Origin of the sequence: Enterococcus sp. AZ088, from assembly GCF_051714845.1 — a bacterium.
Lineage (GTDB): Bacteria > Bacillota > Bacilli > Lactobacillales > Enterococcaceae > Enterococcus > Enterococcus faecalis.
This window is the reverse complement of record NZ_JBIOSQ010000001.1, coordinates 128916-149721: the sequence shown is the minus strand read 5'-3', so window position 1 is coordinate 149721 and position 20806 is coordinate 128916. Positions and strand designations below refer to the sequence as shown.

The 20806-nt window shown below is 40.4% G+C and carries 20 protein-coding genes; 4 read left to right on the top strand and 16 right to left on the bottom strand.

Annotated elements, in window-relative coordinates:
* The first annotated feature begins 14 nt into the window (after positions 1 to 14).
* Both IGL17_RS00645 and gpmA read left to right on the top strand, forming a co-directional pair.
* On the top strand, positions 15 to 590 hold the full coding sequence (locus IGL17_RS00645) for a recombinase family protein (protein ID WP_002356188.1): 576 nt from the start codon (positions 15 to 17) through the stop codon (positions 588 to 590).
* Between the two features lie 174 nt (positions 591 to 764).
* Positions 765 to 1451, top strand: coding sequence for a 2,3-diphosphoglycerate-dependent phosphoglycerate mutase (gene gpmA / locus IGL17_RS00640; protein WP_002359343.1), 687 nt, complete (start codon positions 765 to 767; stop codon positions 1449 to 1451).
* 56 nt (positions 1452 to 1507) lie between these two features.
* Here gpmA and IGL17_RS00635 read toward each other — a convergent pair whose 3' ends face one another.
* The 4 genes from IGL17_RS00635 to IGL17_RS00620 all read right to left on the bottom strand — a co-directional run bounded on the left by IGL17_RS00635 (position 1508) and on the right by IGL17_RS00620 (position 5638).
* On the bottom strand, positions 1508 to 2710 hold the full coding sequence (locus IGL17_RS00635) for an iron-containing alcohol dehydrogenase (RefSeq protein WP_002408242.1): 1203 nt from the start codon (positions 2708 to 2710) through the stop codon (positions 1508 to 1510).
* Positions 2711 to 2823: 113 nt separating this feature from the next.
* The gene (locus tag IGL17_RS00630) at positions 2824 to 3828 is read right to left on the bottom strand and encodes a FecCD family ABC transporter permease (protein WP_016618568.1); all 1005 of its coding nucleotides are present in this window, start codon (positions 3826 to 3828) and stop codon (positions 2824 to 2826) included.
* Complete coding sequence (locus tag IGL17_RS00625) at positions 3825 to 4835, bottom strand: FecCD family ABC transporter permease (protein ID WP_016618567.1); 1011 nt, start codon at positions 4833 to 4835, stop codon at positions 3825 to 3827. Before IGL17_RS00625 ends, IGL17_RS00630 begins: the two co-directional genes overlap by 4 nt.
* On the bottom strand, positions 4832 to 5638 hold the full coding sequence (locus IGL17_RS00620; RefSeq protein WP_002356183.1) for an ABC transporter ATP-binding protein: 807 nt from the start codon (positions 5636 to 5638) through the stop codon (positions 4832 to 4834). Before IGL17_RS00620 ends, IGL17_RS00625 begins: the two co-directional genes overlap by 4 nt.
* A gap of 230 nt (positions 5639 to 5868) precedes the next feature.
* Between IGL17_RS00620 and IGL17_RS00615 the strand changes: the two genes are divergently transcribed.
* Entirely contained in the window at positions 5869 to 6807 is a 939-nt protein-coding gene (locus IGL17_RS00615; protein WP_002361532.1) for an iron-hydroxamate ABC transporter substrate-binding protein, read from the top strand.
* Positions 6808 to 6845: 38 nt separating this feature from the next.
* Here IGL17_RS00615 and deoD read toward each other — a convergent pair whose 3' ends face one another.
* The 12 genes from deoD to IGL17_RS00555 all read right to left on the bottom strand — a co-directional run bounded on the left by deoD (position 6846) and on the right by IGL17_RS00555 (position 19615).
* The gene (deoD, locus tag IGL17_RS00610; RefSeq protein WP_002356181.1) at positions 6846 to 7553 is read right to left on the bottom strand and encodes a purine-nucleoside phosphorylase; all 708 of its coding nucleotides are present in this window, start codon (positions 7551 to 7553) and stop codon (positions 6846 to 6848) included.
* Positions 7554 to 7570: 17 nt separating this feature from the next.
* A complete protein-coding gene (locus IGL17_RS00605; RefSeq protein WP_016618566.1) occupies positions 7571 to 8389 on the bottom strand; it encodes a purine-nucleoside phosphorylase in 819 nt (272 codons plus the stop codon).
* A 16-nt stretch (positions 8390 to 8405) separates the two neighbouring features.
* Positions 8406 to 9572 carry a phosphopentomutase gene (deoB, locus tag IGL17_RS00600; RefSeq protein WP_002356179.1) on the bottom strand — a complete coding sequence of 389 codons (1167 nt, stop codon included), beginning with the start codon at positions 9570 to 9572 and terminating at the stop codon, positions 8406 to 8408.
* Between the two features lie 309 nt (positions 9573 to 9881).
* Positions 9882 to 10835, bottom strand: coding sequence for an ABC transporter permease (locus IGL17_RS00595; protein ID WP_002356172.1), 954 nt, complete (start codon positions 10833 to 10835; stop codon positions 9882 to 9884).
* Positions 10835 to 11968, bottom strand: coding sequence for an ABC transporter permease (locus IGL17_RS00590; protein WP_002356171.1), 1134 nt, complete (start codon positions 11966 to 11968; stop codon positions 10835 to 10837). Before IGL17_RS00590 ends, IGL17_RS00595 begins: the two co-directional genes overlap by 1 nt.
* Positions 11961 to 13529 carry an ABC transporter ATP-binding protein gene (locus tag IGL17_RS00585; RefSeq protein WP_002383844.1) on the bottom strand — a complete coding sequence of 523 codons (1569 nt, stop codon included), beginning with the start codon at positions 13527 to 13529 and terminating at the stop codon, positions 11961 to 11963. The genes IGL17_RS00590 and IGL17_RS00585 overlap by 8 nt, the downstream gene beginning before the upstream one ends.
* A gap of 205 nt (positions 13530 to 13734) precedes the next feature.
* Positions 13735 to 14820: a BMP family lipoprotein gene (locus IGL17_RS00580; RefSeq protein WP_002356169.1), complete on the bottom strand. Its 1086-nt coding sequence runs from the start codon at positions 14818 to 14820 to the stop codon at positions 13735 to 13737.
* Between the two features lie 53 nt (positions 14821 to 14873).
* Positions 14874 to 15947, bottom strand: coding sequence for a BMP family lipoprotein (locus IGL17_RS00575; RefSeq protein WP_016618563.1), 1074 nt, complete (start codon positions 15945 to 15947; stop codon positions 14874 to 14876).
* Between the two features lie 95 nt (positions 15948 to 16042).
* Positions 16043 to 16507: a cytidine deaminase gene (locus IGL17_RS00570; protein WP_002387503.1), complete on the bottom strand. Its 465-nt coding sequence runs from the start codon at positions 16505 to 16507 to the stop codon at positions 16043 to 16045.
* Positions 16476 to 17138: a deoxyribose-phosphate aldolase gene (gene deoC / locus IGL17_RS00565; protein WP_002356166.1), complete on the bottom strand. Its 663-nt coding sequence runs from the start codon at positions 17136 to 17138 to the stop codon at positions 16476 to 16478. The genes IGL17_RS00570 and deoC overlap by 32 nt, the downstream gene beginning before the upstream one ends.
* A gap of 27 nt (positions 17139 to 17165) precedes the next feature.
* Positions 17166 to 18467 carry a pyrimidine-nucleoside phosphorylase gene (locus tag IGL17_RS00560; protein ID WP_002356165.1) on the bottom strand — a complete coding sequence of 434 codons (1302 nt, stop codon included), beginning with the start codon at positions 18465 to 18467 and terminating at the stop codon, positions 17166 to 17168.
* A 140-nt stretch (positions 18468 to 18607) separates the two neighbouring features.
* Entirely contained in the window at positions 18608 to 19615 is a 1008-nt protein-coding gene (locus IGL17_RS00555; RefSeq protein ID WP_002356164.1) for a substrate-binding domain-containing protein, read from the bottom strand.
* Positions 19616 to 19773: 158 nt separating this feature from the next.
* Here IGL17_RS00555 and add point away from each other — a divergent pair, with 158 nt between their 5' ends.
* Positions 19774 to 20787 (top strand): adenosine deaminase, encoded by a 1014-nt coding sequence (gene add / locus IGL17_RS00550; RefSeq protein WP_002368573.1) that lies wholly within the window; start codon positions 19774 to 19776, stop codon positions 20785 to 20787.
* Positions 20788 to 20806: the final 19 nt, after the last annotated feature.

The following is a 20806-nucleotide window of genomic DNA, read 5'->3' as shown; positions in this document are numbered from 1 at the left end:
AGGAAGGATAATATATGAAACGAATTGGTTATGCACGCACAACTATTATTGAAGACGATTTAAAAAATCAACTAACCACTCTCCAATCGTTTGGTTGTGATGATATTTTCCAAGAGACATTTGATCCTCAAGCGGAGATCAGTGTCTTAGACGAAGTCGAAAAACTTCTTTCTGCTGGGGATACACTTATTGTTTGTAAATTGCACCATTTAGGTAAAACAACCCGCCAATTAACAGACTTTATGAAAATGTTAAAGGAAAAACAAGTTGATTTTGTCAGCATTTCAGAAGGAATTGATACTCACCTTCCAACAGGTGAAGCCTATTTCCAATTAATGGAGAGCTTATCTGCGATGGAATGTGCACTAATTAAAGAACGAACACTCGTCGGGCTCCACAAAGCTCGTGAAAACGGAAAAGTAGGTGGACGTCCAAAAATTGATGGACGTACCGTCCGCAAAATCCGTGCATTATATTATGAAAACAAAGAAACAATCCAATTTATTTCTAATAAGTGCGGCGTTTCGGTGGGCACTTGTTATAAGTACATCAATTTACCTGAGACAGATGTCGAGCGGCTGTATTCCTAAGAATAAAAAAGAAGTCCTTCAGATGGGGCTTCTTTTTTGATTCGATTTCACTCTAATTTTTCAGCAACTTTCACGTTTTTTTACTATTTTCCATTGGAAATCTTGCGCAAAACGGTGTACAATAAACGTGGAAATCTTATTTTCAGAAAACTAAACTCAAAGGAGAGCTTATACATGCCAAAATTAGTTTTTTCTCGTCATGGACTTAGCGAATGGAATGCCTTAAACCAATTTACTGGATGGGCTGACGTAGATTTAGCACCTGAAGGTGTTGAAGAAGCAAAAGAAGGCGGCCGTAAAATTAAAGAAGCAGGCATCGAATTCGACGTTGCTTATACTTCTGTTTTAACTCGTGCCATCAAAACTTGTAACTATTTACTAGAATACTCAGATCAATTATGGGTACCTCAAATCAAATCTTGGCGCTTAAACGAACGTCATTATGGTAAATTACAAGGACTAAACAAAAAAGAAACTGCTGAAAAATATGGAGACGAACAAGTCCACATCTGGCGTCGTTCTTACGATACTCTTCCTCCATTAATGGAAGCAACAGATGAAGGTTCTGCAGCAAACGACCGTCGTTATGCAATGTTAGACCAACGCGATATTCCTGGTGGCGAAAACTTGAAAGTTACTTTGGAACGTGCATTACCATTCTGGCAAGATGAAATTGCGCCAGCTTTAAAAGACAACAAAACTGTCTTAGTAGCGGCTCATGGTAATTCATTACGTGCTTTAGCTAAACACATCGAAGGCATTTCTGATGAAGATATTATGGATCTTGAAATCCCAACAGGTAAACCATTAGTTTATGAATTAAACGATGATTTAACTGTGAAAGAAAAATACTACTTATAAGAACTTGTTTCTTATTAACAAAAGCGGTTTGCCAAGGCAAACCGCTTTTTTATGGATTAAATAAATTGACTTTCGGTTAAACAATCTTTATAAATCGCTACTATATCCGCTGCATCCAATGGTACATAAGCCTTTTCGGCAATTGCACTATGGGCCACAGCTTGTTGTGCCATTTCTTCAAATTTATCTGCTTCGATGCCAACTTCTGGTAATGTCATTGGAATGCCACAAGCCACAAAGTAATCATATAATGCTTGAATACCTTTTTTCGCTGCTACTTCCTCTTCTTGTTCGACTATTCCCCAAACATTTCGAGCAAATTGCGCAAACTTGCCTACGGTTTGTTCAGACAAAACGTAATTCATCCAACGAGGCGTTAAAATTGCTAAGCCAATCCCATGCGTAATGTCATAAAACGCACTTAATTCATGTTCCATTGGGTGACAAGACCAAACACCTTGTTTGCCGCGCCCTGTTAAACCATTTAAGGCTAAACTACTTGCCCACATTAAATTAGCACGTGCATCATAATCTTCTGGATTTTCTAAAGCAATAGGACAATTTTTGATAACCGTTCGCATTAAGCCTTCTGACACAAAATCTTGGACGTCCGTGCCTGTCGAAATACTAAAATAGTTTTCAATCAAATGACTGAAAATATCCGCTGAGCCAGCTGCTGTTTGATTTTGAGGAACCGTAAAAGTATTCGTTGGATCCAAGAACGAAACTTTTGGAATCATATTCGGACCACCAAAGCCTAATTTTTGATTGGTTTCTAAGTTAGAAATGACAGCACCTGCGTTCATTTCACTACCTGTTGCTGCTAAAGTCAAGATGGTCACGATTGGTAAAGCAGGACCAGTATACCCTTTTCTGGCCGCAATGACTGTCCAGATATCTTCTTCCGAATAAAAGCCCGCAGCTATTGCTTTGGAACAGTCAATGGTTGAACCACCGCCAACTGCTAAAATAACATCGACTTGGTTTTCTTTACACAACTCAATTCCTTTTCTAACGGTTTCAATGCGCGGGTTTGGTTCGACACCGCTCAACTCAATCAGTGTATGCCCGTTTTTTTGGGCCAAATCAGTAATTTGTTGGTACAAGCCATTACGTTTGATACTACCGCCACCATAAACAAGTAAGACATTTTTGCCAAATTGATCTAACACAGCAGGTAATTCGTCTAAACGATCTTTCCCAAAACGGATGTCTGTTGGTACATAAAAATTAAAGTTTTCCATTCTTTCATCCTCCATTCAATGCTCTTACGCATTTATCATACTATTTTTTCAAAAATCCGCCAATAAAAAAGCCGAGCAAATGACAGTTGCTTTCACAACGACCAATTGACCCAGCTTTTGATTCTTTTTTATAACGAATCGCTTGTTTTGATTAACAAATAAAGAAAATAAGGCGCACCGATGATCGCAACAATAATCCCTGCAGGCATTTCTCCATTGCCAGGCAATAGCCGACCAATCGTATCACTAACCAACAAAAGTAAACTCCCAAACAACGCCGCCAATGGCAATACCTGTTTTTGTTGCGTAAAACCACATTTGCGAGCAATATGTGGCGCAAGTAAACCTAAAAAATTAATTCCCCCTGTAACGGAAATCGCTGATGCCGCCAACATCACCGCTAACAGCAACGAAACGATTCGTTCTTTTTTCACAGCAACACCTACAGAAATAGCTGTTTCGTCCCCCAATTGTAAAATATCCAACAGACGATGACGCTTCATCGCAAAAAAGAACCCGATGACTAGCCAAGGCAACAAAGCGCCCACAAAGAACCAATTACTGCCCCAGATACTGCCTGCTTGCCACATTGTAACAAAACGGTACTTTTCAGTGTCAATTTTTGATGTAATTAATAAGGTGAGTGCTGAAATACCCGTACTCAAAATGACACCCGCTAAGACCATTCGAACTGGCGTCAATCCTAAACGATGATGATACGCGATTACCAAAATCCCAACAGCCGCTAGCAAGCCGCCAACTAAGGCCACGAGTGGAAGTGCAAACGTTGTGATACTTGTCGTCTCAACAAAACTAATAAACAAAATCACTGCCAAACCCGCACCCGCATTAATGCCTAAAATCCCAGTATCTGCTAACGGATTCCGAGTAATCCCTTGAAGAATAGCGCCGCTTAAGCCTAAAGCTGCGCCCGCTAGGACCGCAAGCACAATCCGTGGTAACCGAAAATCCCAAACTAACAGTTGTTTGGCCTGACTTCCCTGTCCCAAAAGAAGGGCTTTTAAATCCATGAAGGAAACAGATAATTCCCCTTGCGTTAAACTGATACAAGCAGTTAGGATAATCCCAACTATTAAGACAGCCACCCAACGGGACACTTTTTTCTGTGTCATCCTAGTTGCCCTCCTTTACGAAATAAATAAAGAAAGAATGGGATGCCAATTAAGGCCGTGATAATCCCAAATGGTGTTTCAAAAGGCGGATTCACCATTCGAGCGATTAAATCTGCCACCAAAACGAGGAGCGCACCGCCTAACGCCGAGAACGGAATCAAGCTCCGGTAATTTTCTCCAGAAACTGTTCGCATCACATGAGGCACCACCAAACCAACAAAACTGACCGAGCCAACCAGCGCCACAGACAATCCTGATAAAAGCAAAATCGTTATACTGGCAAACAACCGAATACGCTGCGGATTTCGCCCCAAACCAATTGTTGCATCATCGCCAAACCGTAAAATAGTCACCGACGGACTAATCAGAACTGCTAATGCAAATGCGCCCAGAAAGATAGGGACGACTATTTTTAATTGTGCCCAAGAAATAACGCTGACACCGCCAAGAAACCAAAACGTTAACTCTTGACTCAAATTGAACTGAATGGCTAAGAATTGACTAAATGATAAAAAAAGGGCACTAATACCAGCTCCCACCAAGGTCAGACGCATGGGGCTTGCTCCTCGAATTGAATGATTAGAAAGATAATAAATCAGTGCCACACTCACGCCAGCACCAAGAAAAGAAACAACTAAAAGCCACCAATAACTTGCCTGAGGGAGGAAAGCAAAAACAAGCGCTAAGCCCAAGCCAGCCCCAGCATTGATACCCAGCAAGCCAGAATCTGCCAATGGGTTTTGCGTAATCCCTTGCGCTAACGCCCCACTCACCGCTAAACTCGCCCCCACAAAAGCGGCCCCTAAAATCCGCGGCAACCGAACCGTTTGGATGACTTGATGCGCTTGATTGGTCGCATCGAAGTGCGTAAATGAATCAATAATCGTTTGAATCGAAACCGACGTCGCACCAAACATCAGCGACAGAAGCATTGTCCCCATTAGCAAAAAAAGACAGACAAGTAACACTTGCCATTGGTGTCTATAAAATCCGCTTATGCCTTTCATCCATCCAGCTCCATTTCCATCAACTCATAAGAAAGCACTAGTGGCCGCTGTGTCTGACTATGATAACTAATTTCTGCTTGAATAGCGAAAACATCTGCTAAACCAGTAACAGTAATCACTTCTTGCGGTGTTCCCTCATTGATAATCTTTCCCTCTTTCATCGCAATCACGCGATCAGAAAAACGAGAAGCTAAATTAATATCATGAATCGTCATCACGATAGTTTTCTGATGTTCTTGATTAATTCGTTTTAACACATTTAAAATTTCTAGCTGATGCGCTGGATCCAAATAGGTGGTCGGTTCATCTAAAATTAAAATATCTGTATCCTGCACTAGCGCCATAGCAATCCAAACCCGTTGACGTTGTCCACCTGATAAAATTGCCACAGACTCTCTAGCTAACTCAGTTAAGCCTGTTAATTCTAATGCCCATTGTATGTACTCTTGATCTTCTGTGGTGACACTTTTCCAGCCCGATTGATATGGATACCGCCCAAAAGAGACGAGGTCAAAAACAGATAAATCGATTGTATTTTCTGGCGTTTGTGATAAGATCGCTAATTCTTGCGCCACTTCTTTTGAAGAAAAATGTTGAAGTTCTTGGTTCTTAATGAACACCTTGCCTTTCTCGGCTGGCAAAATACGCGCAAGTGTTTTTAACAAGGTCGATTTGCCACAACCATTTGGTCCAATAATACTTGTAATAGTTCCCGCTTCAAATGAACAGTTCAGCGCTTCACTAATCACTTGACGACCATATCCTGTAGTTAAGTCCTCTGCCTCTAAATAATTCATAACCATTCCTCTTTAATTTTTCTGTCGTTATTTTACATTTATTGAGAATCGTTCTCACTCATTGTTCCTTGATTATAAAAGACCCTTCCTTAAAAAGCAATGTTTCTTCCAATCAAAAAAACGAATTATCTAAAAAATGCAACTTATTTGCTCAAAAAAGCAAGCGATGATTGACAAACGGTCGTTTTTAACTGATAATGAGAATCGTTATCAACTAAAAATAAAGGAGTTACACAATGAAACTTTTAAAAAAGACGGTCCTAATTGGTACAACCCTTCTTCTTGGTTCATTCTTACTCGCAGCTTGTGGTAATACGAATAAAGAAGCCAACAACGCTGACAAAACACATGAAGTAACAGATACCTTAGGCAATAAAGTAACCGTCCCTGCGAAACCCAAACGGATTATTGCGAGTTATTTAGAAGATTATCTAGTTGCATTAGGAGAAAAACCAGTGGCACAATGGACAGTTGGACAAGGCAGCATTCAAGATTATTTAGCGAAAGAATTGAAAGATGTCCCCACTATTTCCTATGACTTGCCATATGAAGCGGTTTTAAAATTTGAACCTGACTTATTATTAATCAGTTCATCTGCTCTAGTTGAAGGCGGTAAATACAAAGAATACAGTAAAATTGCGCCAACTTATGTAGTCAAAAACGGCGAAAATGTCACCTGGCGTGATCAATTGGAAGATATTGCTACTGTTTTAGATAAAAAAGAACAAGCGAAAAAAGTGTTAGAAGATTATGATACCTTAACCAAAGGCGTCCAAGAAGACCTTGGCAAAAAAGATGCTGGCAAATCTGCGGCAGTCTTATGGGTAACCAACAACCAAGTCTTTATGGTTAGCGATAATCGCTCAAGCGGAACCGTGCTCTATCAGGACTTAGGCCTCCAAGTTCCAAAATTAGTGGAAGAAATTTCTAAAAACGCTACTGCGGATTGGAATCAAGTTTCTTTAGAAAAATTAGCTGAGCTTGACGCAGACCACATTTTCCTTGTAAACAGCGATGAATCAGCACCTCTTTTCCAAGAAGCAATTTGGAAGAACTTACCTGCTGTGAAAAATAACCAAGTTCATACCTATGATAAAAAAAGTAGTTGGTTATACAACGGACCTATTGCGAATACTCAAATTGTTGAAGATGTAAAAAAAGCGCTCTTAAATTAAAAAAAATGCTTGGATGAAAATAATCATCCAAGCATTTTTTAATTAGCAATTGCCGTTTCTAAACCAACTTCAATCATTTCATTAAACGTCGTTTGGCGTTCTTCTGCCGTTGTTTCTTCGCCTGTCACCAAGCTATCACTCACCGTCATAATCGCCAATGCTTCTACATCAAATTTTGCTGCTAAATAATATAACATTGCCGCTTCCATTTCAATCGCTAATACCCCGTATCGACCTAAACGAAAGACATCATCTAAGCTATCTTTGTAAAAAACATCATCTGACAATACGTTACCAACATGGGTAGTAAAGCCTTTTGCTTTAGCAATTTCGTAAGATTTGAGTAAAAGATCAAAGCTCGCAATTTGTGGAAAATCATATTTAGGAAAATCATTGCGAATCGCGGAAGAAGGTGTCGCTGCTGCTTGTGCGATAACTAATTCACGAACGTTGACTTTTTCTGAAATAGAACCACACGTACCAACACGAATTAACTTCTTCACATTGTAAGAGTTAATTAACTCATGGGCATAAATACCTGCTGAAGGCATCCCCATCCCTGTCCCTTGAACCGAAACACGCTGTCCCTTATACGTTCCTGTGTAACCTAACATCCCACGAACTTGATTATAGCAGACAGGATTCTCTAAAAAAGTTTCCGCAATATATTTTGCTCGGAGGGGATCCCCTGGTAGTAAAATTTTATCGGCAATTTCACCTGGTTTTGCTTCGATATGCACACTCATTCTGGTTTACTCCTTTTTTATAAAGCTGCTAGTGTTGCTTTCACTAACTCTTTGAATTGTCCTTTAACGCGTTCAGTTGTTTCAACTACTTCTACATGATTTAAGCTACTTTGCATACCAGCTGCTAAATTCGTAATACAAGAGATGCCTAGTACTTTCATGCCACTATGCACAGCTACAATGACCTCCGAAACAGTTGACATGCCAACTGCATCCGCACCCATCGTCCGTGACATCCGAATTTCTGCAGGCGTTTCATATGTCGGGCCAGAAAAGCCCATATACACGCCTTCTTTTAAATCAATATTTTGTTCCGCAGCCACTTTTTTTGCCACTTCCCGATATTCTTGCGTGTAAGCATGACTCATATCTGGAAAACGCGGCCCGATTTCTTCATCATTTTCACCAATTAACGGATTATCGCCTGTAAAATTAATGTGGTCATTGATTAACATCAAATTCCCCGGTGTATATGTTTCATTTACGCCACCAGCTGCGTTGGTTACAATCATTGAATGAATGCCTAAAGCAGCCATCACACGAACGGGATAAGTGACCGTTTGCATCGAATGTCCTTCATAATAATGAAAACGTCCTTGCATCGCCAAAACTTTTTTTCCAGAAAGCGTTCCGTAAACTAATTGTCCAGCATGTCCAACGACTGTTGAAACAGAAAAATGGGGAATTTCAGAGAAAGGAATAGCAATCGCATCGGTTATTTCATTAGCTAATTCACCTAACCCAGAACCTAAGATTAGACCGAAGTCTGCTTGTTGCACCCCTTTTTCTTTCAAAAACTCAGTTGTTTCGTTTAAATGGTTCGTTAACGTTGTCATGTGTTGCCTCCTCGAATTATTGTAATTGATTTAAAAAGCTTTGACCGTTTTCCGTTGCAGGAACTTCAAAGTTTTCAGCAATCGTTGCTGAAATATCTGAATAAAATCCTTGTGGCAAGCTGCCTTGTTTTGTCATTTTTTTACTATAAGCCAATAAAGGTACATATTCACGTGTGTGGTCTGTTCCTGGGAAAGTTGGGTCATTCCCGTGATCTGCTGTAATTAAAAGCAAATCATCTTCGGCCATAGCTGCCATAATCTCTGGCAAACGACCATCAAAATCTTCGATGGCTTTTGCATAGCCCTTTACATCACGACGGTGGCCATACAGCGCATCGAAATCCACTAAGTTAGTAAAACTTAAACCTGTGAAATCTTTGTTCATGACCGTTAATAATTGATCCACCCCATCCATATTGCTCTTCGTGCGGATAGCTTCAGTAATTCCTTGTCCATTAAAGATGTCGTTAATTTTCCCAACAGCGATCACATCATTGCCGTTTTCTTTCAACGAATCTAAAACAGTATGGCCAAAAGGATCTAAAGCATAGTCATGACGGTTACTGGTTCGAGTGAAATTACCTGGTTCACCAACATACGGGCGAGCGATAATCCGACCAATCATATAAGGTTCGTCTTTCGTAATGTCACGAACATATTGACAAATTTTATACAATTCTTCTAATGGAATAATGTCTTCATGCGCCGCAATTTGTAAAACAGGGTCCGCTGAAGTATAAACGATTAAATCCCCTGTTTTCATTTGATGTTCGCCGTAATCATCAATGACTGCTGTCCCGCTATATGGTTTGTTACAAACAACTTTTCGCCCAGAAAAATCTTCAATTTGTTTCAGTAATTCTTCAGGAAAGCCGTTTGGGAATACTCGAAAAGGTTTTTTGATGTTCAAGCCCATAATTTCCCAGTGACCGGTCATAGTATCTTTTCCAACAGAAATTTCTTCTAATTTGGTGGCATAGCCATCGTGGTCTGCCACTGCTTTGACACCTGTTAAAGGAGCAATAGTTCCCAATCCAAGTTTTTCTAAATGAGGAATGGTTAGTCCCGCTTCTTTGGCAATATGACCCAGTGTATCACTGCCGACATCTCCAAATTTTTCAGCATCTGGTGCTTCACCAATACCGACTGAATCTAGTACGATTAAATGAACACGTTTAAACACACTTGCTTCCTCCTCTAAGGTCGTAAATACGTCAAGAATGACAATTATTTTACGCTAGCCTTTTAAATAGTCTCGAGAATCAAACAGAATAATCTATTTATTCTCAGCTCTTCAATTATACCATGAATCCGCTATTATTGCCTGAAAGAGCATTAAAATTTTCACTGATTCCTTCGATTTTAGCGGTTCTTAAGGTCCGTTAAAAGAAGAGTATCATCATGCTCTTCTTTTTACTGATGTTCACGAGTTACGCGCTTAATTATCGTTAAGAAAAAAGACCTTCGTCATAGATTGACGAAGGTCTTTTTCTTATTTCGTTTTGACGTAATTTTTCCCGTTCGCTTTTGGTCCCGATGATTTTCCAAAGAACACAACTAGGACTAAAATGGTCAATACGTATGGTGCTGCTTGTAGATAAACTTTTGGAATTTCTGAAATAATTGGTAGGTTTTCCCCAGCAATACTCAAGTTTTGTGCAAAACCAAAGAATAAGGCTGCGCCCATTGCCCCAAGTGGATTCCATTTACCAAAGATCATTGCGGCCATTGAAATAAACCCTTGTCCTGCAATTGTGGTAATCCCAAAACGACCCGCAATACTTTGAGCAAAGACAGCTCCGCCCATACCGCCTAAGAAGCCGGATAACAAGACGCCAGAATAACGCATTAAGTAGACATTAATTCCCAATGTATCTGCAGCTTGTGGATGTTCCCCCACAGAACGTAACCGTAAGCCAAAACGTGTTTTATAAATGACAAACCAAGCTAAAATCGCAATCAAAATTGCTACGAAAGCTGGTAAAGAGGTTTTTGCAAAGAATAGTTCACCAATCACTGGAATTTTTGACAATCCTGGGAAAGAAAAATAGCCAAATGATTGTGTAATCATATCTGTTTGTCCTTTTTGATAAATAACTTTTACTAGGAAAACCCCTAGCGCCGGTGCCATCAAGTTAATGACAGTACCACTGATAATATGATCTGCTCGTAAGTTAATAGTTGCAACGGCATGTAAGAGAGAAAAGACAATCCCGACAACGCCTCCTACTAAACAAGCAATCCATGGTGTCGCCGCGCCAAATGTATCAGCAAACGTCAAGTTAAAAACGACCGAACTGAAAGCGCCCATTACCATAATACCTTCCAAACCAACATTAACCACACCACTTCGTTCTGAGAACGTTCCGCCTAATGCTGTCAAGATGAGCGGAGTTGCATACACTAATGTTTGCGTGATGATTGAGGAAATTGTTGCTAAATCCATTAGATGTCTCCCCCCTCTTGATTGTTTTTGTCTGGCGCCGCTTCAATTGTTTCTACAATCGCTACTTCTTTTTTACTACCAGACGCTTTTGCTAACAAGAAACGAATTAAATAACTAATTCCCACAAAGAAAATAATCGCTGCAATAACAACATCAACTAATTCGGTTGGTACACCAGCTATCAACGGCATTCCTTGTCCACCAAGTTTTAACATTCCAAACAGTAATGCGGAAAGTAAAATCCCGATTGAGCTACCTGCTCCTAATAGAGACACGGCCATACCATCGAACCCAATGCTCAACGATGTGTTTTGAATAAAGAAGTTTTGGAAAGTCCCCAATCCTTGGACCGCACCACCTAAACCAGCCAGCGTTCCTGAAATCATCATGGATAAAATAATCGTTCGCTTGCTGCTCATTCCAGCATATTCAGAAGCAAATGGGTTTAACCCCACCGACCGAATTTCAAAACCAAGCGTTGTTTTTTTCATCAAGAACCACACAAGGATAAGGAAAATGAAGGCCAAGAAAATGCCGATGTTCAAACGAGAGCCATCACTGATACTTGTTAAAAACGGTGAGCGTAATGATGCATTCGCACCAATCATTTTGGTGATCCCTTTGTTCGCCATAATACTTGGTTTCATGACATTATTAGCAATATGATTTCCTGTGTACAATAAAATATAATTCAACATAATTGTAACAATAACTTCACTCGTCCCAAAATAGGCACGCAAGAAACCTGGAATGGCTGCTGCTAAAGCTCCTGCAACCGCGCCAACAATAATCGCCACCGGCAACGCAATCATCCGGGGTGCATCAGGCATGGATAAAGCGACCCAAATACTAGCCACCCAACCACATAAGGCTTGTCCAGAAAGCCCGATATTAAAGAATCCAGCCGAATTTGCCACCGAGAATCCTAAAGCGGTAAAAATCAACGGTGCTGCGGTTACAAAAATCTCACCAATACTTTTCTTTCCTTGGAAAGCTGTTTCAAACATCGCTTGATACCCAGCCACTGGGTCATAGCCAAAGATAACCATAATAATTGCCCCTAAGAGGAAACCCATAATAACAGATAACACAGGGACTAAAATATTTCTTATTTTTTCAGAACGATTATTCAACAGTTTCACCTGCCTCTACTTTTGATAACTCAGCACGGGCTTCTTCCAATGAGTAGCCAGCCATTAACAAGCCCAATTCATTTTCTGTCGTTTCTTTCGGATCAACAATTCCGACGATTTCCCCCGCATGAATAACAGCGATACGATCAGAAACGTTTAAAATTTCGTCTAATTCAAAACTTACTAATAAAACAGCTTTATTTTTATCTCTTTGTTCAATTAGTCGACGATGAATGTATTCAATAGCTCCGACATCTAAACCGCGTGTTGGTTGAGAAACAATCAACAAATCTGGATCGCGGTCAACTTCTCGGGCAATAATCGCTTTTTGCTGATTCCCACCTGAAAGCGCCCGAGCTGGTACTAATTCATTAGGAGTCCGTACATCATATTCTTCAATTAATTCACGGGCATGTTTGTTAATCATTCGATAGTTTAAAATACCTGTTGAACTGTATGGTTTTTGGTAATACGTTTGTAGGCCAATATTTTCAGCCAATGTCATCTCTAATACCAAGCCATATTTATGTCGGTCTTCAGGAACGTGGGCGACACCCATTTCCGTAATTTCACGAGGTTTGCGATTAGTAATCTCTTTTTCATTCAAATGAATGGAGCCTTTTTCGACTTTCGTTAATCCTGCTAAGGCTTGGATTAATTCTGTTTGTCCATTGCCATCAATCCCCGCAATCCCAACAACTTCCCCTGCTCGGACATCTAAGCTAAGATTTTTCACCGCATCTAAGCCGCGGCTTTCTTTCACTACTAAATCTTTAATTGATAAAATTGTTTCTTTCGGTTGCGCTGGTTTTTTCTCTGTTTTGAAAGAAACAGAACGGCCCACCATCATATCGGCTAACTGTTGCGAAGAAACGTCTTTCACATTGACGGTGCCAATACTTTGCCCCCGGCGAATGACCGTACAACGGTCCGCCACTTTTTTAATTTCATCTAACTTATGTGTAATTAAAATGATCGATTTGCCTTCATCGGTTAGTTCTTTCAAAATAATCATTAATTCATCAATTTCTTGTGGCGTTAATACTGCGGTTGGTTCGTCAAAAATTAAAACGTTCGCACCACGATATAAGGTCTTTAAAATTTCAACCCGTTGTTGCATACCTACAGAAATATCGCGAATATAGGCATTGGGATTTACATCCAACCCGTATTGCTTAGACACTTCTTCAATCTCTTTTTTCGCTTTTTTCCGGTCTAAAATACCGCCATGGGTAGGTTCACTACCTAAGATAATATTTTCAGTCACAGTAAAGGCTTCAACTAACATAAAATGCTGATGGACCATTCCGATTCCTAAACGATTGGCTGCAGTAGGACTTGTAATGTTGACTTTTTCGCCATTCATATAAATCTCACCTGAGGTCGGTTCCAATAGCCCTGATAAGATATTCATCAAGGTCGACTTGCCTGCACCATTTTCACCTAGCAGTGCGTGGATTTCACCAGGTTTTACTTGTAAATCAATTTGGTCGTTGGCTTTGAACGTCCCAAATTCTTTGGTGATTTTACGCATCTCAATTACGTTTTCTTCTTGAGACAAGGTCTATTCACTTCCTAACAAAATTATATTGGCAATACTTTAGAGGGTAATTTTGACCCTTAACTAAGTAGTTGAAAAACCTCAACTATTTAGTTAAAAATCCAAACATCATAAAGGGTTTCCTTGGCAGCCGTCGCTGCCAAGGACCACTTCATTTTTAGAAGGAACAATAATGAGCCCTTCTTTTTTCATTTAGGAGCTTAAATTATTCTGGTTTTTCTGGGACTTTTACGTCACCTGAGATTACTTTATCTTTTGCTGTTTTAACAGCTTCTTTTGTTTTGTCGTTTAAATAGCCGTCTGTTAAGTCAACGCCACCATCTTTTAATCCATAAACTAAATGTTCGCCACCAGGGAATTTGTCTTCTAACGCACGGTTGGCAATATCTTGAACCGCTGTGCCGACACCTTTAAGCGTTGAAGTTAACGTGAAGTTGTCTTCTTTGCCGTCTTTTGTTTTGTACTTGCCATCAGCATCTTGATCGCGGTCAACACCGATTACCCAAACTTTGTCGCCAGAACCTGATTCATTCAAGTCTTTTGCTTCTTGGAAGACCCCTTGTCCAGTCGCACCAGAAGCATGGAAGATGATATCAACGCCGTTTTGGTACATTGCAGCAGCTAAAGCTTTCCCTTTGGCAGGATCAGCAAATGAAGCCGCATATTTTGTATCAACAGTAATTTCTTTACCTAATTCTTTCGCAGCATCAGCCACACCTTTTTCAAAACCAGCTTGGAAACGGTCAATTACGACCCCTTCTTCACCACCAACAAAACCGACTTTGTTCGTTTTTGTTTCGTTTGCAGCAGCAACACCGGCTAAGTAAGCTGCTTCATTATCTCTAAATGTTGCAGAAACGACATTCTTTTTGCCATCGATTTGATCATCGATTAAAACAAAGTTTGTATCAGGGTTGGCATCTGCTGCAGAAGAAATTGCATCTTTTAGCAAGTAGCCAATACCAAAGATTGTGTTGAATTTACTTGATACCGCTTGGTCAATATTTGTTGTATAGTCAGCTGCATCATTCGATTGAATATATGCATACCCTTTTGAACCTTCTGGTAAATCATGTTCTTTACCCCAAGCTTGCAATCCTTCCCAAGAAGATTGGTTGAACGACTTGTCATCCACGCCGCCTGTATCTGTAATGATTACAGCACTATGCGCTGCATCCCCTTTGCCACCGCCGCTTTCAGCGGTTTTGCCTTTGCCACCACCACATGCTGCAAGTGAAACTGATAAACCTAATGCAATCAAACTAAAACCGAATAATTTTGCTTTTTTCATTTCTGTAAAGCCTCCTAAAAATAGTTTAATGTATTTAAACAACTAAGTTGTTTCTAAGGTTGGTCTGGGACTTTTACGTCACCAGAGATGATTTGTTCTTTGGCTTCTTTAACTGCCGTTTTGGCTTGATCGCTTAGGGCTTCTGTTGTTAAATCAACACCGCCATCTTTCAATCCATAAGTTAAATGTTCGCCGCCAGGGAATTTATCTTCTAATGCAAGATCAGAGATTTTTTTCACAGCAATATTTACCCCTTTAATGGTTGAAGCTAACGTTAAGTTATCATCCTTGCCATCTTTGGTTGTATATTTACCGTCTTCGTTTTGGTCACGGTCAACACCAATCACCCAAACTTTATCTTTTGAACCTGTTTCATTTAGCGCTTTGGCTTCTTGGAAGATTCCTTGTCCTGTAGTCGCCGCTGCGTGATAAATAATGTCGGCACCTGCTTGATACATAGAAGAAGCTAAGGCCCGTCCTTTTGAAGCGTCTGCAAATGTCCCTGCATAAGTAGACGTAATTTGAATATCTTTTCCTAATTTTTTGCCAGCATCTGCTACACCTTTTTCAAAACCAGCTTGGAAACGGCCAATAACAGGTCCTTCAACCCCGCCGATAAATCCTACTTTGTTGGTTTTCGTAGTGTTAGCTGCTGCCACACCTGCTAAATACGCAGATTCATTATCTCTAAATGTTGCAGAAGCGACGTTGTTTTTCCCATTAACTGTATCGTCGATTAGAACGAAATTCGTTTCTGGGTTGGCGTCCGCTGCATCTACTACTGCATTTTTTAGTAAATACCCAATGCCAAAAATCGTTTTAAATTGACTTGAAATGGCTTGGTCAATGTTTGATGTATAATCAGATGCTTCATTTGATTGAATATACGCATACCCTTGAGGTCCTTCTGGAAGTTTGTGCTCTTTGCCCCACTCTTGCATTCCTTCCCACGCAGATTGGTTAAAAGATTTGTCATCAATGCCGGCTGTATCTGTGACCATTACGACACTATGTTGTGAATCACCTTTTGTGTTGGCGTTCTTTTTGCTATTGCCACCACATGCAGCTAACCCAATGGTTAAGGCAACTGCTGCCAATCCTAGACCTAAAAATTTTGCTTGTTTCACTTTCCGAAAAGCCCCCTACTATTTTATCTATTATTTCATTCGCATTTATGCTATTGAAATCTACTTTGAGCCCAACGAAACCTTATGTCCTTTTTTTAAAAATCTTTATCTGTAAATGAATAGGGCAATAATGCCTCAACTGTCATTGTTTTAGTCGCGCCATCTTTACCAACTAGCGTGACTGGCATTTGTGGATCAAAGAATTCAGCCATTACTTGACGACAAGCGCCACATGGAGAAATGGGTGCCTCTGTATTACCTGCTACAACTAAATGTTGGAAGGTCCGTTCATCTTCTGAAATGGCTTTAAAAATCGCCGTTCTTTCTGCACAATTTGTTAAACCAAAGGAGGCATTTTCAATGTTGACTCCTTGATACATTTTCCCGTCTGCAGTCACTAAGCAAGCGCCCACAGGAAAGTTAGAATACGGTACATAGGCGTGTGCCAATGCTTCTACGGCACAATCAAGCCATTCTTGTTTTACTGTCATCTTTTTCGCCACACCTTCGTTTAATTTGAAATACGAATTAATACCCTTCGCCAGTTGCGCCAGAAACAATTGCTACACCCGTACTTGCACCGATACGTGTTGCCCCCGCTTCAATCATTGCTAGCGCTTCTTCTGCATTATGCACGCCACCAGAAGCCTTAACGCCCATGTCAGGACCAACTGTCTCACGCATTAAACGAATGTCTGCTACTTTAGCGCCGCCTGTTGAGAAGCCAGTAGATGTTTTAACGAAATCGGCACCTGCTTCTTTGGCTAATTCACAAGCTTTAACTTTTTCTTCGTCTGTTAATAATGCTGTTTCAATAATCACTTTGACTAACGCTTTTCCTTTGGCTGCATCTACTACGCCTTGAATGTCTTGACGTACGTAATCGTATTGTTGTGATTTTAATGCACCAATATTAATCACCATATCCACTTCATTCGCACCATTTTTAATTGCATCAGCTGCTTCGTATGCTTTAACTTCTGGTGTATTCGCCCCCAAAGGAAAGCCAATAACGGTACACACAGCGACGTCGGTATCAGCTAATTGCTCGCTAGCAAAAGCGACCCAACAAGGATTGATACATACAGAGAAGAAGTTGTACTCCTTAGCTTCGTCAATAATTTTTTGGACAGCGGCTTCTGTCGCTTCTGGTTTCAAAATAGTGTGGTCAATCATGCGGTTTAATTCCATGATGAGAATTCCTCTTTTCTTTTTGTTTTATTCCGTAATAATATCGTGAATCAAAATAGGCTCTTCGCCGGTTGGTCCAATTTCAATGTTTTTATAAAGCAATTGTTCGACTTCTGTCACGTCTTCACGATTGGCATAAATGGTTAGTAATGATTCGCCTTTTTCAACTGGGCTCCCTACTTTTTTGTGAAGTTTCAAGCCAACTGCAAAATCAATCGTATCTTCTTTCGTAGCCCGACCAGCGCCCAGCAACATTGCGGCAACGCCAATTTCATTGGCAACGATTTTTTGTACCACGCCTGTTTCTTTGGCAGGTAAATCAAATTGATAAGTTGCGGTTAATAATTTTTCTGGCTGGTCAACAACGGAACTGTCGCCGCCTTGATTTTCAATCATTTCTTTAAATTTTGCGAGCGCTCGACCGCTTGTTAAAGCTTCTTCTAATAAAGCCCGTGCTTCGTCTAACGTCTCGGCTTTTTTAGCTAAAACGACCATCTGACTTCCTAAGACATAGCACATCTCCACTAAATCTTCTGGCCCATTTCCTTGCAAGGTCTCGATTGCTTCAACGATTTCTAAGCTATTTCCGATGGCCTCCCCTAAAGGTTGTGACATGTCTGAAATTACTGCCATCGTTTGGCGATTTGCCAGTTTTCCAATGCGAACCATTGTTTCCGCTAATCGACGAGCACTTGCTAGGTCTTTCATAAAGGCCCCTTCACCAGTAGTCACGTCTAAGACAATCGCATCTGCCCCTGCGGCAATTTTTTTACTCATAATGGAACTTGCAATTAATGGAATTGAGTCAACAGTGGCGGTCACATCACGTAACGCATAAAGTTTTTTATCTGCTGGTGCTAGATCACCTGACTGACCAATCACTGCCACTTTTGTATCGTTCACCAATTGAATAAAACGTTCTTCTGTCAATTCAACTTTAAAACCAGGAATCGCTTCTAATTTATCCAACGTACCGCCCGTGTAGCCTAAGCCACGACCAGACATTTTTGCTACATTGACCCCGACACTAGCAACTAATGGCGCTAAAATAAGCGTCGTAGTGTCGCCTACGCCACCTGTAGAATGCTTGTCGACTTTGATTCCTTCTATAGAAGAAAGATCCACAATTTCGCCTGAATGGACCATTGCTAACGTCATTTGTGTAATTTCTTCGTCTGTCATATCTTGGTAAAAAACAGCCATTAAAAAGGCACTTACCTGATAATCTGGAATTGAACCATCTGTGTATCCGTTGATAATAAATTGAATTTCTTCGCTTGTTAGTTGATGCCCGTCACGTTTCTTTTCAATAATGTCTACCATTCTCATGAATTCGTTCCCTCCGATTTCCCGATAATGTATTATACAACAAAATCGTTCAGCTTTAAACCATTTAGTAAACCAGTTTACTATTATTTTTTTCTTGTGAAAACGCAAACAACACGAACATTCCATTTCTAAGCTGTTTTTTAAATCGGTTTTGTGCTTTTTCTAGCAATAAACGTCGCATCAAAAACTTTATTTGGAACTTTCCCTGTTGGATCTGCAATAGCTTCCACCAAAAATTTTGCTGCATAATAGCCAATATCAAAACTCGGCTGATAGACGGTTGTTAAACTCGGCACCAAATATTCGGAAATTTCCAAGCCATCAAAACCAACCACCGAAATATCGTCAGGAATTTTCTTGCCCGCTTCTTCAATGGCTTGATAAGCTCCCATCGCCATTTCATCATTGCCACAAAAAATTGCTGTGATTTCTTCATTTTTCAAAACTTCTTTCGCCGCAGCATAGCCGCCATGCAAGTTCAATTCCCCAGCACAAACATAATGCGGACGAAAAGGTAAATTGTTGTCCTGTAACGCATGCTGATACGCCGTCACTCGTTCCGTCAAACGATAATAGCCGGCACTTTCACGCAACATGCCAATATGCTGATGCCCTTGTTGAATCAAATGATGGACCGCTTGATAAGCACCTTCGTACTCTTTAACGATTAATCGTCCACTATCTCGTGGATTAATCCCACGATCGACAAGAATGACAGGAATCGGATGTTCTCGTCGGTCTTTTAAAATATGATTTTCTGGCAAAACATTCGGCGTGGCAAAAATAATGCCATCCACCGACCGATGAATCAACTCGCTAACATATTGCATCGCTTGCTCGGAATCATGCTTTGAATTGCATAACAAAATCATGTAGCCTAACGAATTTAAATATGTTTCTACACCTTCAATCACTTTTGAGAAAAAGAAATCCGTCACATCTGGCACAATCATACCAATGGTTTTGGAATGACGGTTGATTACATTCGAAGCAAAGTAATCTGGTTTGTAATGATTTTCAGCGACTACCGCCAACACCTTGTTGCGGGTTTTTTCACTGAAACGACTCCCTTTATTATTCAGAATTTGTGAGACGGTTGTGACAGAAACACCAGCCATATCAGCAATTTCTTTAATCGTTAGTTTCATCGCGCCCCTCCCAACGTCTCCTTTTGCATTGACAGACATTTGTAGACGTGTTACAGTCTTCAAAATACTTATCGAATCTTTTACATTTTAACAAAAAAAAGACAAAAGAAATAGACTAAAAAGATTAAAAAACAAAAGAAAATGGAGGCTATTTTTTCATGGAAGAATCCCGTGTCCGTCAATTACCAAAAATCGAGCTGCACTGTCACTTAGATGGGTCGATTCGACCAACCACTTTACGCACCATTGCTGAAAAACAAAACATTCCATTACCCCAAGACGAACAAGCCTTGAAAGAGTTAGTGGTTGCCCCTGAAAAATGCACCGATTTGAATGATTATTTAACTCGGTTCGACTTCGTGCTAACCTGTCTACAAACGGCCGAAGCTTTGCAAGCAGCGGCGTATGACGTGATTAGCCAAGCTGCAGAAGATGGCGTGGCTTACATAGAGGTGCGTTTTGCGCCTTCCCAACATACAGAAAAAGGCTTACGGTTACCTGAAATCGTGACTGCTGTTTTAACTGGCTTAAAACAAGGCGAAGAAGATTTTGGTGTAAAAAGCAATGCACTGTTATGCGGCATGCGACATGACCAACAACAAGCCATAGAAAAAATCGTTCACTTAGCGCATGATTTCAGAGAAACAGGCGTTGTCGGATTTGATTTAGCTGGCAATGAAGTCGATTTTCCTCCATACACATTTGAAGACGTATTAGCTTTAGCCAACCAATTGTCAATTCCATTAACACTCCACGCTGGGGAATGCGGCTGTGGCAAAAATGTCGCTGATGCTGTCACTTTAGGTGCCACTCGGATTGGTCACGGTATTGCTTTGAAAGATACACCCGAATATTTGGCGCTCTTAAAAGAAAAAAAGGTTCTTTTAGAAATGTGTCCAACTAGCAACTTCCAAACAGGCACCGTCAAAACATTGGCTGAATACCCTTTTCAACAATTTATAGAGGCTGGCTTAGCCGTCTGCATCAATACCGATAATCGCACTGTTTCAGATACTACGTTAACGAAAGAATTCATGAAATTGGCCACTTGGTATCAATTAAGTTATGACGAAATGAAGCAACTCACTAAAAATGCGCTTGCAGGTGCTTTTTTATCGCCAGACGAAAAAAAACTGTTGAACCAAAAAATTGATCAAGCATATCTATTCTAAAAAAGAACCTCCACTAAAG

What these genes read in the sequence shown, in the direction of transcription:
- IGL17_RS00625 (WP_016618567.1), bottom strand. Translation starts at nt 4,835, where the DNA reads ATGAAAGGCATAAGCGGATTTTATAGACACCAATGGCAAGTGTTACTT.
- deoC (WP_002356166.1), bottom strand. Translation starts at nt 17,138, where the DNA reads ATGGAATTAAACCGCATGATTGACCACACTATTTTGAAACCAGAAGCG.
- IGL17_RS00560 (WP_002356165.1), bottom strand. Translation starts at nt 18,467, where the DNA reads ATGAGAATGGTAGACATTATTGAAAAGAAACGTGACGGGCATCAACTA.
- IGL17_RS00635 (WP_002408242.1), bottom strand. Translation starts at nt 2,710, where the DNA reads ATGGAGGATGAAAGAATGGAAAACTTTAATTTTTATGTACCAACAGAC.
- deoD (WP_002356181.1), bottom strand. Translation starts at nt 7,553, where the DNA reads ATGAGTGTGCATATCGAAGCAAAACCAGGTGAAATTGCCGATAAAATT.
- IGL17_RS00555 (WP_002356164.1), bottom strand. Translation starts at nt 19,615, where the DNA reads ATGAAACTAACGATTAAAGAAATTGCTGATATGGCTGGTGTTTCTGTC.
- IGL17_RS00580 (WP_002356169.1), bottom strand. Translation starts at nt 14,820, where the DNA reads ATGAAAAAAGCAAAATTATTCGGTTTTAGTTTGATTGCATTAGGTTTA.
- IGL17_RS00620 (WP_002356183.1), bottom strand. Translation starts at nt 5,638, where the DNA reads ATGGTTATGAATTATTTAGAGGCAGAGGACTTAACTACAGGATATGGT.
- IGL17_RS00645 (WP_002356188.1), top strand. Translation starts at nt 15, where the DNA reads ATGAAACGAATTGGTTATGCACGCACAACTATTATTGAAGACGATTTA.
- IGL17_RS00630 (WP_016618568.1), bottom strand. Translation starts at nt 3,828, where the DNA reads ATGACACAGAAAAAAGTGTCCCGTTGGGTGGCTGTCTTAATAGTTGGG.
- add (WP_002368573.1), top strand. Translation starts at nt 19,774, where the DNA reads ATGGAAGAATCCCGTGTCCGTCAATTACCAAAAATCGAGCTGCACTGT.
- gpmA (WP_002359343.1), top strand. Translation starts at nt 765, where the DNA reads ATGCCAAAATTAGTTTTTTCTCGTCATGGACTTAGCGAATGGAATGCC.
- IGL17_RS00595 (WP_002356172.1), bottom strand. Translation starts at nt 10,835, where the DNA reads ATGGATTTAGCAACAATTTCCTCAATCATCACGCAAACATTAGTGTAT.
- IGL17_RS00615 (WP_002361532.1), top strand. Translation starts at nt 5,869, where the DNA reads ATGAAACTTTTAAAAAAGACGGTCCTAATTGGTACAACCCTTCTTCTT.
- IGL17_RS00605 (WP_016618566.1), bottom strand. Translation starts at nt 8,389, where the DNA reads ATGACAACGTTAACGAACCATTTAAACGAAACAACTGAGTTTTTGAAA.